Source organism: Flavobacterium sp. H4147 (assembly GCF_029360735.1).
Classification (GTDB): domain Bacteria; phylum Bacteroidota; class Bacteroidia; order Flavobacteriales; family Flavobacteriaceae; genus Flavobacterium; species Flavobacterium endoglycinae.
In genome coordinates this window covers 1036216-1049535 of the sequence record NZ_JARKNB010000002.1, presented here as the reverse complement: position 1 = coordinate 1049535, position 13320 = coordinate 1036216, and the positions used below count along the sequence as shown (strand labels likewise).

General features: G+C 34.4%; 14 protein-coding genes. 2 read left to right on the top strand and 12 right to left on the bottom strand.

What is annotated here, in order from left to right; translation table 11 throughout:
- Positions 1 to 46 precede the first annotated feature (46 nt).
- The 11 genes from aqpZ to P2W75_RS12350 all read right to left on the bottom strand — a co-directional run bounded on the left by aqpZ (position 47) and on the right by P2W75_RS12350 (position 9893).
- Positions 47 to 754: an aquaporin Z gene (gene aqpZ / locus P2W75_RS12400; protein ID WP_207297069.1), complete on the bottom strand. Its 708-nt coding sequence runs from the start codon at positions 752 to 754 to the stop codon at positions 47 to 49.
- 33 nt (positions 755 to 787) lie between these two features.
- Entirely contained in the window at positions 788 to 1144 is a 357-nt protein-coding gene (locus P2W75_RS12395; protein WP_276380700.1) for a DoxX family protein, read from the bottom strand.
- Between the two features lie 87 nt (positions 1145 to 1231).
- Positions 1232 to 2128: a DMT family transporter gene (locus tag P2W75_RS12390; protein WP_276380699.1), complete on the bottom strand. Its 897-nt coding sequence runs from the start codon at positions 2126 to 2128 to the stop codon at positions 1232 to 1234.
- Positions 2129 to 2332: 204 nt separating this feature from the next.
- On the bottom strand, positions 2333 to 3460 hold the full coding sequence (locus P2W75_RS12385) for a peptidylprolyl isomerase (RefSeq protein WP_276380698.1): 1128 nt from the start codon (positions 3458 to 3460) through the stop codon (positions 2333 to 2335).
- 38 nt (positions 3461 to 3498) lie between these two features.
- Entirely contained in the window at positions 3499 to 4560 is a 1062-nt protein-coding gene (locus tag P2W75_RS12380) for a peptidylprolyl isomerase (protein WP_207297065.1), read from the bottom strand.
- 15 nt (positions 4561 to 4575) lie between these two features.
- Complete coding sequence (gldI, locus tag P2W75_RS12375) at positions 4576 to 5241, bottom strand: gliding motility-associated peptidyl-prolyl isomerase GldI (RefSeq protein ID WP_207297064.1); 666 nt, start codon at positions 5239 to 5241, stop codon at positions 4576 to 4578.
- Positions 5242 to 5248: 7 nt separating this feature from the next.
- Positions 5249 to 6253, bottom strand: a complete 1005-nt coding sequence (locus P2W75_RS12370; RefSeq protein ID WP_207297063.1) for a bifunctional oligoribonuclease/PAP phosphatase NrnA — start codon at positions 6251 to 6253, stop codon at positions 5249 to 5251.
- A gap of 348 nt (positions 6254 to 6601) precedes the next feature.
- Positions 6602 to 7858 carry a voltage-gated chloride channel family protein gene (locus P2W75_RS12365; protein WP_276380697.1) on the bottom strand — a complete coding sequence of 419 codons (1257 nt, stop codon included), beginning with the start codon at positions 7856 to 7858 and terminating at the stop codon, positions 6602 to 6604.
- A 291-nt stretch (positions 7859 to 8149) separates the two neighbouring features.
- On the bottom strand, positions 8150 to 8533 hold the full coding sequence (locus P2W75_RS12360; protein ID WP_056204327.1) for a RidA family protein: 384 nt from the start codon (positions 8531 to 8533) through the stop codon (positions 8150 to 8152).
- Between the two features lie 143 nt (positions 8534 to 8676).
- The gene (locus P2W75_RS12355; RefSeq protein ID WP_276380696.1) at positions 8677 to 8982 is read right to left on the bottom strand and encodes a chaperone modulator CbpM; all 306 of its coding nucleotides are present in this window, start codon (positions 8980 to 8982) and stop codon (positions 8677 to 8679) included.
- Positions 8979 to 9893, bottom strand: a complete 915-nt coding sequence (locus tag P2W75_RS12350) for a DnaJ C-terminal domain-containing protein (RefSeq protein WP_207297060.1) — start codon at positions 9891 to 9893, stop codon at positions 8979 to 8981. The genes P2W75_RS12355 and P2W75_RS12350 overlap by 4 nt, the downstream gene beginning before the upstream one ends.
- A gap of 301 nt (positions 9894 to 10194) precedes the next feature.
- On the opposite strand from P2W75_RS12350, the gene P2W75_RS12345 reads away from it, so the two are divergent.
- On the top strand, positions 10195 to 10905 hold the full coding sequence (locus tag P2W75_RS12345) for a hypothetical protein (RefSeq protein WP_207297059.1): 711 nt from the start codon (positions 10195 to 10197) through the stop codon (positions 10903 to 10905).
- Positions 10906 to 10996: 91 nt separating this feature from the next.
- Here the strand turns inward: P2W75_RS12345 and P2W75_RS12340 are convergent, their stop codons facing one another.
- Positions 10997 to 11524: a hypothetical protein gene (locus tag P2W75_RS12340; RefSeq protein ID WP_207297058.1), complete on the bottom strand. Its 528-nt coding sequence runs from the start codon at positions 11522 to 11524 to the stop codon at positions 10997 to 10999.
- Positions 11525 to 11755: 231 nt separating this feature from the next.
- On the opposite strand from P2W75_RS12340, the gene guaA reads away from it, so the two are divergent.
- Positions 11756 to 13285 (top strand): glutamine-hydrolyzing GMP synthase, encoded by a 1530-nt coding sequence (gene guaA / locus P2W75_RS12335; RefSeq protein WP_276380695.1) that lies wholly within the window; start codon positions 11756 to 11758, stop codon positions 13283 to 13285.
- Positions 13286 to 13320 lie beyond the last annotated feature (35 nt).

The window sequence follows — 13320 nt, the reverse complement described above, 5'->3', positions numbered from 1 at the left end:
AATATATTTGATTTTCTCCTTCCATTTTAAATTTTATGAAATATTTTTAAGCTTCTTCAGTCTTCTGCAACAATGTTTTATAAATAAATCCAGCTGCTATCGCACCTAAAATAGGCGCAACTAAAAACAACCAGACTTGCGAAAGCGGTTCACCGCCAGCAAAAATAGCTTGAGAAAGCGATCTCGCAGGATTAACAGAAGTATTGGTAATAGGAATACTAATTAAGTGGATTAAAGTCAATCCCAAACCAATGACAATACCGCAGAAACTAGTATTGGCAAATTTATCTGTAGCTCCTAAAATTATCAATAAGAAAAATAAAGTCAGCACAAACTCAGCAATGAAAGCGGATTGCAATGAATAGCCATCGGGAGAAAAAGCTCCATAACCATTTGAGGCAAAAGCTCCAGCTTTGGTATTATCGATTACAAAACCTGCTTTTCCGGAAGCAATTGTGTATAAAGTCCCGGCCGCAGCAATTGCTCCAATACATTGAGCAATGATATACGGAATGAGTTCTTTGGCCGAAAATCTTCCGCCAGCCCATAATCCAAATGATACAGCAGGATTAAAATGCCCGCCTGAAATATGCCCTACAGCATACGCCATGGTTAAAACGGTCAAACCAAATGCTAATGCAACACCTGCAAATCCAATTCCTAATTCAGGATACGCTGCTGCAAAAATGGCACTTCCACAGCCTCCAAACACCAGCCAATAAGTTCCGAAGAACTCTGCAAACAATTTTTTCATAGTAAAATAAATTTAGATTAATAGATTTGATTGTTATAGGGTATACTGATAAGCCCAAAAAATCAAAACAATTTGTAAGGGCAAACGTACAAATAAAATCCATTTTGGCAGACCAAAACCTGCTTTTTTATTTTGAAACATGAATAAATTTGCCGGAAACACGGCTATAAGCAGCACAATGATGCCCCATGCTGCCAATTGGCTTGTAGAAGAAATCATAAGAAGAATGCCTAGTATGATTTCGGCGGCTCCACTAATGATATTTATTGTTTTAGGTTTTTTAAAAATCGGGGGAATGATCCTAATATACATTCCGGGTTTTCTAAAATGATTAACTCCAGCAAGTATATAGAGAACGGACATTACATATAGATGCCAAGGTAAATTCATAATAGCTAATTATTTATAACGAAATTATAAAAAAATTAACAATTATTGCACTACAAAGCTTAGTTTTTTAATGAGCGCTAAAAAGTCTTAAATTTTGCGTTTAAAATTGACATTCATAATGATGATGGCAAGAATAATTAAAACAATTCCAAGCCATTGCGTCAGAATTACTTTTTCATCTAACAAGATAAAAGCCATCATAACTGATACAGGAAGTTCTAATGCCGAAACAATACTTCCTAAACCAATTCCGGTTAATGGAAAACCTAAATTCATTAAAAGCGGTGGGATAATCGTTCCAAACAGTGACAATACAATTCCCCATTTTAAGAAAATTGCCAGATTAAAAGGAGTTACCTGCGTAAAAAAGCCAAAAGTAAAAACAATTACTGCTCCGCCCATAAGCATGTATAAACTGCGTTGAGCCGAAGAAATTCCAACTGCCACACGATTTGCCGTAAACATAGTAGTAGTAAACGAAGCTGCGGCTAAAATTCCCCAGACAATTCCGCGCCAGTCTAATTTGATATCATTGTTTAGGATATTCGTTGCTAGAACAGTTCCTGTAAGTACTATAAAAACAGCGATTACTTTTTGTTTGGAAGGTAATTTCTTTTCTAGAATCATTTCGAGTAGAACACCCATCCAGACCGTCTGCATTAATAAAACTATTCCAATAGAAACAGGAATGAATTTTACTGCCAGATAATAAAACAAACTTGTCATTCCCAGTGAAGTACCAGCAAGCATTAAACTAAAGATGTTTTTTCTAGTTGCTTTTACGACTTTATCTTTGTTTTTAGCTTTTTGAAAAGCGTTAATGATCAAAATACCAATTAGTCCAAGTACAAATTGAGAGGTAGTTACTTCTGCAGTTGTATAACCTTCTGAATAGGCCATTTTGACGAAAGTGGCTAACATTCCGTAAGTTGTAGCTCCTAAAGCAACTAAAAATACTCCTTTTAATACGTTATTTTGTGACATTTTGATAATTTGTTTTAAAAAAATCAAGCCGGCAAAGGTAAGCTATTTTATTTAGGAATTAATAGAAAATATGCGCAAACGTTATCATTGTTTGTGTTTCAGAGCATTTGAAATGTTGAAATTTGAAGATTCAGCAGAATGCTGAAAATTAAAAAAGCCATCAAAAATTATTCTGATGGCCTTTTTAAATGTTTGAAACCGAGATTATTTCACCGGTTGATTTTGATATGTTTCTATTTCGAAAATTAAAGTAGCGTTTGGCGGGATAACACCTCCAGCACCTTTTTCTCCATAAGCTAAATTAGAAGGAAGGAAGAAAATCGCTTTTTCACCATCTGTCATCATGTCTAATGCTTCGATAAATCCAGGAATCATTCCGTCTTTTTTACCCACTGTAAAAGGGAAAGCTTTATAACCGCCTTGTGCATCTCTGTTTGGATCGTATTTTCCATAAGCTTTAGCTACTTCTGACATGCTGCTGTCAAAAAGATTTCCATCTTCAAAATATCCTGCGTAGTGAAAGTAAATAGTTGAACCTTCAGCTCCTTTTACGCCAGTTCCATTTTTAGTAATTACATATTTTAAACCAGAAGCAGTTGTAGTCGCTTTTGCTTTTGTTGCTGCGAAGTAAGCTGCTTTTGCAGTTACCACTTTTTTAGCTTCTTCTTTTTTAGCCTCTTGTTTTTTTACATCTTCAGCAAAAACTTTAACAGCGTCGAATTTCTTTGCCGCAGCGCCTTTGCGCGTAATGGTAATTTTTGTCATCACATCGTCTTGAACAATTTTGTTTACATTGTCCATTCCTGAAACTACATGACCAAAAATCGTGTGTTTTCCATTTAACCATGGCGTGTCTTTATGAGTAATGAAAAATTGGCTTCCGTTTGTTGCAGGTCCTGAATTGGCCATTGCCAAAACACCGCCTTTTTCAAAACGTAATTCTTCTACAAATTCATCCTTAAAAGAATAACCTGGGCCTCCAGTTCCATTTCCTTCCGGATCTCCTCCTTGAATCATGAAATCATTGATAACACGGTGGAATTTTAATCCATCATAAAATGGTTTTCCTTTTAATCTTTCCACTTTTACGTAAGGATTCTTACCTTCTACAAGTGTAATAAAGTTTGCTACTGTTACTGGAGCTTTTACATATTCTAATGCTACTACAATATCGCCTTTTGTGGTTGAAATTGTAGCAAAAATTCCGTCATTTGGATCTGTTGCGGCTACTGTTTTTGCTTTTGCAGCTGTAGGTTTTGCAGCTGGTTTTTTAGTTTGTGCCTGAATATTTACAACAGCCAGACAGAATAAAAATAGAAATTTAAATTTCATCGTATTCGAATTTAAGTCTTTAAATTATACTGAGATAATTATGGTTTTTCTAATAATTGAACTTCAAAAATAATATTTGCATTTGGTGGAATTACTCCTCCAGCACCTGCTTCTCCATAAGCTAAATGAGATGGAATAAAAAGAACAGCTTTGTCTCCAAAAGAAAGTTTTTCGATACCTTCAATAAATCCCGGAATCATACCGTCTTTACGGCCTGCTTGAAAAGGAATTGGCTGGTAGCCATGTTGTTCTGCTCTTGCGGCATCAAATTTTCCAAATGTTTTATTTACTTCTTCAATGCTTGAATCAAATAAGGTTCCGTTTTCTAAGAAACCTGCATAGTGAATGTACAATTGAGCTCCAGTTGCTGGTTTTTTTCCAGCGCCTTTTTCTGTAATTACATATTCTAATCCGCTTGCTGTTTTAGTAGCTTTTGGTTTTAAAGATTCTAGGTATTCTACTTTTTGTTTTTGGGCTAAAGTATATTTAGAAGCTTCTCCAAAATAATCACGTAATACTTTTACAGCATCGAATTTTTTAGCTGCTTCGCCGCTTCTAATGATGTTTACAGAAACAATAGTATCACCTTGAACCACTTTGTTTACCACTTCTTGTCCTTTTTCGTCAACTACATGTCCAAAAATAGTATGAAGATTAGTTAACCAAGGAGTTTCAACGTGTGTAATAAAAAACTGGCTGCTGTTGGTTCCTGGACCATTGTTTGCCATTGCTAAAACACCAGCTTTGTCGAATTTCAAATCTGAAAATTCGTCTTTAAATTTATATCCTGCATCTCCAGAACCTGTTCCTTCAGGATCTCCTGTCTGAATCATGAAGTTTTCAATCACTCTGTGGAATTTTAATCCGTCGTAAAAGTGTTTGTTTTTTAAATAATCTTTTGTTACAAATTCGTTTTTACCTTCTGCTAAGGTTACGAAGTTTGCCACCGTTACGGGCGCTTTTTTATAGTCTAATTCAACAAGGATATGTCCTTTATTCGTTTCGATATCAGCATATAAACCATCAGGCAGATTACTGTGTTCGTCCTTGCATGAATAAAACGAGCTAACGGCTAATAACAATAGAAAAATCTTCTTCATTTTTTAATACGTTTTTTATGGGTTTAAGGTATCTTTTTTAGTTTGGGCTGCAGGTTTTGCAACTGCAGGTTTTGATGTTGGCGTAGTCGAACCAGAAGGTTTTACAGCATTAGCAGAAGTTGGAGCTTGCGCTGGATCTGGAACAAAATTTCGTAAAGTTACAGTGCAGATTAATGACTGATTAGGTCCAATCTTTTTGTTGTCACCATGATAACCGTATGCCATATGCGATGGAAACAAGAAAGTAACCACTTCATTTTTCTTCATGTATTTAATTCCGTCGCGTAATCCCATCATGATGTCTTGTTTGTCAACATAATACGTCTGCGGACCTAAATCGGCTTCAGAATAAATGATTTTACCTGTAATGTCTTTAATTTCTAAATTGAAGTAAGCAATATCTCCTTTTTTTGGAGCACCAGTTTCTGCATTGCTTTTTTCGTCATAGCAAAACCAATATCCTTTTTTAGTCGCATAGTACTTTACTTTTGGATTGCTTTTGATGATTTTTTTAATAACATCTTCTTCACTTGCTACCAGTTTTTTATTTCGGTCGGCAGATTTTTTCATGAAAGAACCAGACGCTCTCGAAATGGGTCTGCGTGCTTCTTCATGGTGCTTGCATCCAGCCAATATAACTGCCAGAAGCAAGGTGTAAATACTAAGTTTCAAGTAGTTCATATTGGGGCTATAATTTTAATTTAGTTACTAAATCTTCAAACTTTTTAACGGTTTCTTCCATTGAAGCTTCAGATCTTCCGCCTGCGGCATTCATGTGTCCGCCTCCGTTGAAGTGATCTCTTGCAAACTGGTTAACATCGAATCCTCCTTGCGAACGGAAAGAAATCTTGATTATTTTTTCATCTTTATTTTCGATAAAGATAGCAGTAAAAACTATTCCACGAATGCTCAAACCATAATTAACAATTCCTTCTGTATCACCTTTAACATAATTAAAAGAATCTAGTTCTTCCTGCGTAAGGGTTGTATAAGAAGTTTTATGTTCTTCAAAAATTTTCATGTTTTGAAGTCCGCGTCCTAAAAGCTGTAAACGGCTGAATGAGCTGTTGTCGTATAATAAAACCGGAATTTGTGTATTCTCAACTCCTAAATCAATTAATTCAGCAATAATACGGTGTGTGTTTCCTGTAGTTCCTGGAAAACGAAATGAACCTGAATCGGTTAAAATTCCTGTATAGATACAAGTAGCAATGGTTTTATCGATGTCTTCTTTTTTGTTTAGGAAAGAAATAAAGTTATAAACCATTTCACAAGTAGAACCATACGATGTATCAGAATACATATAAGTCGCATAATCGTGTGGTTTTTCATGATGATCGATCATGATAAACGGAGCAGTCAGTTTTGCTAAAGTATGCTCCATTTCGCCTGTACGATGAAATGCATTAAAGTCAAGTGTAAAAATTATCTCGGCTTCTTCTAATATTTTAGTGCAGTTTTCGGTATCTTTTTCAAATATTTTCACTGTTTCTGATCCTGGAAGCCAAGCTAGAAAATCTGGAAAATCATTAGGAGCAATCACGGTTGGGTGGTGATTGTTTTTTAGTAAAAAATGATATAAACCTAAAGTAGAACCCATGGCATCACCATCTGGTCCTCTATGTGGAATTATGACTATTTTCTTTGGTGTTGCAAGCAATAATTGTATCGCCTGAATATCTTGTATTTTCATAGTGTGCGAATTTACATTTTTTTAATGTAATGCTGAAAATATTTTTAGTAGGCAGCGATAGTGTTCAGTGTTCCGCATTTTTGTGTTCAGTCTCATCAAATGTTTTTTTAATTTTTTATATGCTTAATATTGAACGCTGATGAAAAGGATTCGCTATCGCGAAAACGCTGATTTAAACGGATTTTTATTTATAAAGTTTCTAAGTTCCGTAGGAACGTTTATTTTGTAGCAACGGATTTTAATCCGTTGAAAATATAAAAGTGTCGTACAAAAGTTCCATAGGAACGAAACATATAAATTGAAGGAATTTGAATTTTAAATTTAGGAATTTTTGAAATTTCAATTTTTTTAAAGATTCTCTAATTCTTTTTTCTGAAATCTTTGATACAATTTGTATTTGGGACCTTTTACAATTTGAGATTTGTAAATCCCCACAGAACCTGATGAAAAATAGGCCACAATACAAGCAATGGCAATAAAAATTCCCGGAGCAATTCCAAATAATTCCATTCCCATAATCGTGCAGGCGATAGGAGTGTGGGTGGCGCCTGAGAAAACAGCAACAAATCCAATTCCGGCTAAAAGAGCAATTGGCATTGGAATAAAAACCGATAAAGCACTTCCTAAAGTAGCTCCAACAAAAAATAACGGTGTTACTTCTCCACCTTTAAAACCAGCTCCCAATGTAAATCCTGTAAACAAGATTTTAAGCAGGAAATCGTACCATTCATTTGGTGTTGAAAAAGAATCTACGATTACAGGAACGCCAAGTCCAGAGAATTTAGTAAATCCCAATCCTGCAATTGCAATAGCTAAAACCGCACCGCCTATAACAGGACGAAGCGGCGGATATTTAATATTTTTTGAAAAAAGAGATCCCCAGAAATGAGTGCTTCTGGCAAATAATAAGGCAGCAAATCCAGATAAAATTCCAACAATTAGGGTAAAGAATAAATTGTTTACACTAAGTTCAGGAATAACAGGAATGCTGTAATGTGTGTGTTTGATTTCCCAAAATTCTACGCTAAAATAAGCGGCGTAAGCGACTAAAAAAGAAAGGAGGATGCTTTTGAAATTAATTTTACTGAAGTATAAAACTTCTAAGGCAAAAATAGCTCCTGCCAATGGTGTTCCGAAAACTGATGCAAAACCAGCACTGATTCCTAAAATGATTAAAATTTTGCGTTCGGTATTCTTGAGTTTGAAAATTTTCGTGAACTGATCAGAAATAGCGCCTCCCATTTGTACTGCTGTTCCTTCACGTCCTGCTGATCCTCCAAACAAGTGAGTTAACAAAGTTCCCAGAAGGACTAAAGGTGCCATTTTTAACGGAATTACTTTATGTGGATTTTCATATTCTTCCAATAAAAGGTTATTTCCTTTCACGACAGATTCTCCCCAGTAATAATAGCTTAAACCTACTAGAAATCCACCCACAGGCAAAAGCCAAATGATCCAATCATGCGCCATTCTGAATTGTGTCACCCATTCTAAAGAAACTAAAAAGAAAGCTGAAGCCGATCCTGAAAATATACCGATTAAGAGACAAATAAGAATCCATTTCGGAATATCAAGCAGTAATTGTTTTGGATTTGGAGTATTCATTAATATGAAGAGGCTTTTTTTTTGCCACGAATTCACAAATTTAAAAAATTACTATAGAATACTCGTTGGAAATTATTTTCAACACATAGAAACATAGTTTATCTAAACTTAAAAAAAAGGCGTTTCACTAGTTTAAATGCACATAGTTTAGCTATGTTGGAAACTTGTTTCTTCCATTTTCTTTTTCGACACAAAAATCTGTGTCCCTATGTGTTAAAATATTTGAATTTTTTAATTTCACCCAACGGGTTATAGAATATAATAATTCGTGAATTCGTGGCTATAAAATAATTACTGAACCACAGCAGTAAATTCTATTTCAACCAAATATTCTGGAGCAACCAGTTTGCTGATTCCATAAAAACCAGTTGTAGGTTTTACATCTTTAAAAAATGCCGAATGCGCTCTGGCTACTTCTTCAAAAGTAGAAACATCTGTTGTGAAAATTCGGGTTCTGATAACATCTTTAATGCCTACATTTAAGTCTTCTAATACTTTTTCGACACGCTCTATAATATTATACGTTTGTGCATAAGCATCATCGGCTTTTACTTTATCGCCGTCCACAATCGCAACAGTTCCCGAAACTTCAATAATATTACCAATTCTTACAGCGCGGCAGTATCCCATTTTGTCTTCCCAAGGTGATCCTGTTAAGATGTTTTCTCTTTTCATTTTATGAGTTTTTTTGAATTCTTTCTTTAGATTTTAGAAACAAATTCAGATTAATTAATGCGCTGCAATTTATGAAATAAGGCTCGTATAAAAGAATTATAATAAGTTGAAATCACATTATAAATGGTTCTTTTTTGTGATATTTATTCACTTTGGTTTTCTTCGTAAATCCGGAGTTTGTTTTGTGTATTGGTTAAATGCTGCTGCAAAACTTCGATCTTGTTTAAAAGGTGATAAATAGCATCAATTCCTTCCATGTTGATATTGAGGTCATAATGCATACGCATCATTTTTTCTATTGCCGGCAGTTGTTCCGACTGTAGAAATTCATCATTTTCTTGAATAATAATTTCAACCAGACCATAATTATTAAGGTCTTTTATAAAAGTATTTTCAATTTCGTGATACAGACAAAATTGTTTTATTTGAATTAAATTTTTACTGCTCATGACTTTCTAATTTTAGATAATTCTTCAAATAACTCTTTTTCTTTTTGCGATAGATTGGTTGGGATTTTTAAATTATAAGTCACATACAAATCACCAAACTGATTTTCTTTTTTATAAACCGGAAAACCTTTTCCCTTTAATTTGATCTTAGTTCCCGGCTGAGTTTCGGCAGGAACTTTGATTTTTACCTTTCCATCAAAAGTTTTAATGTTAATTTCACCGCCTAAAATTGCCGTGTATAAATCCAGATCAACATTTGAATACAAATTATTGCCTTCACGTTTAAAATCGGAGTTATTATCGATTAAAAAAGTAATATATAAATCACCATTTGGACCACCATTAACACCTGGTCCGCCATGTCCCGGAATTTTTATAACCTGTCCGTTTTCAACTCCAGCCGGAATAGTAATTCTGATATTTTTTCCGTTTACGGTTAAATTTTGTTTGTGAGTGGTATAAGCTGCAGTCAAATCCAGTTGCAGTTCGGCATTAAAATCTTGTCCTCTATATTTGGATTGACTTCGACTGCTTCTTCCAGATCCATACATAGAATTGAAAAAATCTGAGAAATCGCTTCCTGAAAATTCATCACCAAAACCTGAAAAATCCTGACTGCTTTGTCTTGAATATTGTCTTTGCTGTTGCTGGTTTGGATTGTAACCGGCTTTTTCAAATTCGTCTGCATGCTGCCAGTCTTTTCCGTACTTATCGTATTTTTTTCGGTTTTCGGGATTGCTTAAAACTTCGTTTGCTTCATTGATTTCCTTGAATTTTTTTTCCGCTTCTTTGTCATTAGGATTCAAATCAGGATGATATTTACGTGCCAGTTTTCGATACGCTTTTTTTATTTCGGCTTCCGTAGCAGATTTTGTAACATCCAATACTTTGTAATAGTCAATATAGTCCATCTTGTTTGTATTTTAAGATAAAATAAATTTGATAATGAAGTTAAGAATAAGTTGGTAAGAATCAAAATGGTGTGTTCTTTTTAAACAAAAAAATAACGAAATGCCCCTGCAGGTTTGAAATTTAATTTTTTTGTCTTAAGAATTAATCATTGGATTTTTGGCAGGTTTTTTGATTCCAAAAAATAGCCTAATATATTGTTATAATAGTCTTAAAGTTGTCGCGCCAAATTTATTTATGTTATTTTTGTGATGTACTTGATTCTATTAAAAAATTAAAAGCCCATTCGATAAAACTTTTTCAATGAAGCATATTTTATTTTTCATATTATTTTTTGCTGCTGTAACGGTTTCAGCACAAACAGAATTTGGAACCAAATACAAACCTATCGCTGCACCGAAATTTAGTGCAAAACCCAAAAAAATTCCCACTCCTGTAAAAGATCCCCAAGCAGAAACTACAGATATGCCGAGTATAAAAACGCCAAACGTTTTTGATAATACCAGCATAACGCCAAAATCTCAATTGCAGGTTGGTGCAGAGAAAAGCAAATTTTCGATGTATGAAAAAAATGAATTTGCGAATCCAGGTGATCAGTATGTAGCAAAAATGGAAAAAGATGTAGACAAAGCTTTAAAAGATGCGGGTTTGCGTGAAGGTCGCGGTACACTTGTGAAGAAGAATATTTCATTAGGAGACTTTAAAACAAAAGCCGAATATTTTATTGTCAAATTCCGTGATTTTGGAGCAATTGATGGCGATTTGGTGAAAGTTTCTTCAAATGATATGGTTATTGCAGAGCGAATATTATTAGATGCAAACTTTAAACAAGTAAAAATAAATCTAGCCAATGGTTTCAATAAATTAGATTTCGAAGCTTTAAACATTGGAACTTTAGGAGGAAATACAGCTGAAATTCAGGTTTACGATGATAAAGGCCAGTTGGTTACCAATGATTACTGGGATAATCTAGCAGCAGGATTTAAGGCATCGATTATTGTTACGAAAGAGTAATTTTTATAGTTGCAAAGCGACAAAGGTTCAGAGAAGCAGAGTTTTACACTTACCTCTGAACCTTTGTCGCTTTGTTGCTTTGGGCCTAAAATTAAAATGGATCTGCAGTCACTCTAAACTTCATATCTGCTTTTACCGTTACGTCTTTAGTTAAAGTTTCTTTTAAAGTAACCTGTGTTCTGATTTTGTAACTGTCTGCTTTAATATATTCATCCAGTCTTTTATCCGTACAGATTAAATCAATCGTGTTTGAAGAGGTATTGATATTGTCTTGATACGCTAATTCTATTTCGTTAGAATTGTTGGTTGAAATATAAAGATGTACTGATTTCAAAAAAGTAAACGTTTTGTCTGAAGGATCAGAGATTGATAATTTCAACGATCTGATTTTTACATCTTTTACCAGACTTGCTTTTGTTTTGTTGTTTGCAAATTCTGCTGAAGAATTGGTGGTAACTTCTGGTGTGATAATTTCCGAAGGCAGATTAATAGGCGATGTACTCTGGATTTTAATCGAAGTTTCATTCGAAATAGTAAAAGATAATAAATCATCGACTGCATTACAAGATGAAAAAAATACTGACACAAGAACTGTCAGAGCAATAAGTTTTGATTTCATAGTTAAATTTAAATGGTTTTTCTGTAGATACGAATTTTTGAGTGGTTTGGATTTTCTGTAAAGTTACAAAGTTACAAAGGTCCAAAGTTACAAAGGTTAAGGTTCTTTAAATTTTGCCTAGGAACCTTTGTCACTTTATCCCTTTGCACCTAAAAATCGGACGATTAAAAAAAAATAAATTTTTTCATTGTTCCGATTTTTCAATTTCGAATTTAAAAAGTATTTTTGCGCATGCAACACAACGTACTTATTTTAGATTTCGGATCGCAATATACACAGCTTATTGCGCGTAGAGTTCGCGAATTAAATATATTCTGCGAAATTTTTCCTTACAATCACATTCCAAGTGATTTATCAAGTTATAAAGCCGTAATTTTAGGAGGAAGCCCTTTCTCTGTTAGAGGAGAAGATGCGCCACATCCTGATTTATCGCAAATTAGAGGTAAAATGCCTTTGCTTGCCGTTTGTTACGGAGCACAATATTTAGCGCATTTCAGCGGTGGAGAAGTAGCAGCTTCAAACACTAGAGAATACGGAAGAGCCAACTTGTCTTATATTAAAGAAAATGAAACTTTTTTTGAAGGAGTTTCAGAAAACAGCCAAGTTTGGATGAGCCATAGCGATAGTATCAAAGCACTTCCAACAAAAGCCGTAAAATTAGCAAGTACGCATGATGTAGAATACGCAGCTTACAAAATTGAAGGCGAAACTACTTATGCAATTCAATACCATCCAGAAGTTTACCATTCTACAGATGGATCAAAAATGTTAGAAAACTTCTTAGTGAAAATTGCTGAAGTTCCTCAAAACTTTACTCCAAACGCTTTCGTAGAAGAAATGGTAGGAGAATTGAAAGAAAAATTAGGAAACGACAAAGTAGTTCTTGGTTTATCTGGAGGAGTAGATTCTACTGTTGCGGCAGTTTTATTAAACAAAGCAATCGGACAAAACTTATATTGTATTTTCGTAAACAACGGACTTTTACGTAAAAACGAATTCCAAAATGTATTGGATCAATACAAAGGAATGGGATTAAATGTAAAAGGTGTTGACGCTGGAGACCGTTTCCTTTCTGAATTGGCAGGAATCAGCGATCCTGAAACCAAACGTAAAACAATTGGTCGTGTATTTATCGAAGTTTTTGATGATGAATCACACTTATTAGAAGACGTAAAATGGTTGGCGCAAGGAACAATTTATCCAGACGTTATCGAATCGGTTTCTGTAAAAGGACCATCAGCGACCATTAAATCGCACCACAACGTTGGTGGATTGCCAGATTATATGAAATTAAAAATTGTAGAACCACTTAGAATGCTTTTCAAAGATGAAGTAAGACGAGTGGGAGCTACATTAGGAATAGATCCAGAATTATTAGGAAGACATCCTTTCCCTGGACCTGGATTATCAATTAGAATTTTAGGAGATATTACACCAGAGAAAGTTAGAATTTTACAAGATGTAGATTCTGTTTTCATCGAAGGATTAAAGTCTTGGGGATTATATGATAAAGTTTGGCAGGCTGGAGCAATTTTGCTTCCTGTAAACTCTGTTGGTGTTATGGGTGATGAACGTACTTATGAAAAAGTAGTGGCACTTAGAGCGGTAGAATCTACAGATGGTATGACTGCTGACTGGGTTCATTTACCGTATGATTTCTTGATGAAAGTATCGAATGATATTATTAATAAAGTAAAAGGTGTGAACCGTGTCGTTTACGATATTAGTTCAAAACCACCAGCAACAATTGAGTGGGAATAGTAGCATAAATTAAAATTAAGGTCTTACATTTGTAA

Coding starts and splice junctions, on each gene's coding strand:
- aqpZ (WP_207297069.1), bottom strand. CDS start 754: ATGAAAAAATTGTTTGCAGAGTTCTTCGGAACTTATTGGCTGGTGTTT.
- P2W75_RS12395 (WP_276380700.1), bottom strand. CDS start 1,144: ATGAATTTACCTTGGCATCTATATGTAATGTCCGTTCTCTATATACTT.
- P2W75_RS12390 (WP_276380699.1), bottom strand. CDS start 2,128: ATGTCACAAAATAACGTATTAAAAGGAGTATTTTTAGTTGCTTTAGGA.
- P2W75_RS12385 (WP_276380698.1), bottom strand. CDS start 3,460: ATGAAATTTAAATTTCTATTTTTATTCTGTCTGGCTGTTGTAAATATT.
- P2W75_RS12380 (WP_207297065.1), bottom strand. CDS start 4,560: ATGAAGAAGATTTTTCTATTGTTATTAGCCGTTAGCTCGTTTTATTCA.
- gldI (WP_207297064.1), bottom strand. CDS start 5,241: ATGAACTACTTGAAACTTAGTATTTACACCTTGCTTCTGGCAGTTATA.
- P2W75_RS12370 (WP_207297063.1), bottom strand. CDS start 6,253: ATGAAAATACAAGATATTCAGGCGATACAATTATTGCTTGCAACACCA.
- P2W75_RS12365 (WP_276380697.1), bottom strand. CDS start 7,858: ATGAATACTCCAAATCCAAAACAATTACTGCTTGATATTCCGAAATGG.
- P2W75_RS12360 (WP_056204327.1), bottom strand. CDS start 8,533: ATGAAAAGAGAAAACATCTTAACAGGATCACCTTGGGAAGACAAAATG.
- P2W75_RS12355 (WP_276380696.1), bottom strand. CDS start 8,982: ATGAGCAGTAAAAATTTAATTCAAATAAAACAATTTTGTCTGTATCAC.
- P2W75_RS12350 (WP_207297060.1), bottom strand. CDS start 9,893: ATGGACTATATTGACTATTACAAAGTATTGGATGTTACAAAATCTGCT.
- P2W75_RS12345 (WP_207297059.1), top strand. CDS start 10,195: ATGAAGCATATTTTATTTTTCATATTATTTTTTGCTGCTGTAACGGTT.
- P2W75_RS12340 (WP_207297058.1), bottom strand. CDS start 11,524: ATGAAATCAAAACTTATTGCTCTGACAGTTCTTGTGTCAGTATTTTTT.
- guaA (WP_276380695.1), top strand. CDS start 11,756: ATGCAACACAACGTACTTATTTTAGATTTCGGATCGCAATATACACAG.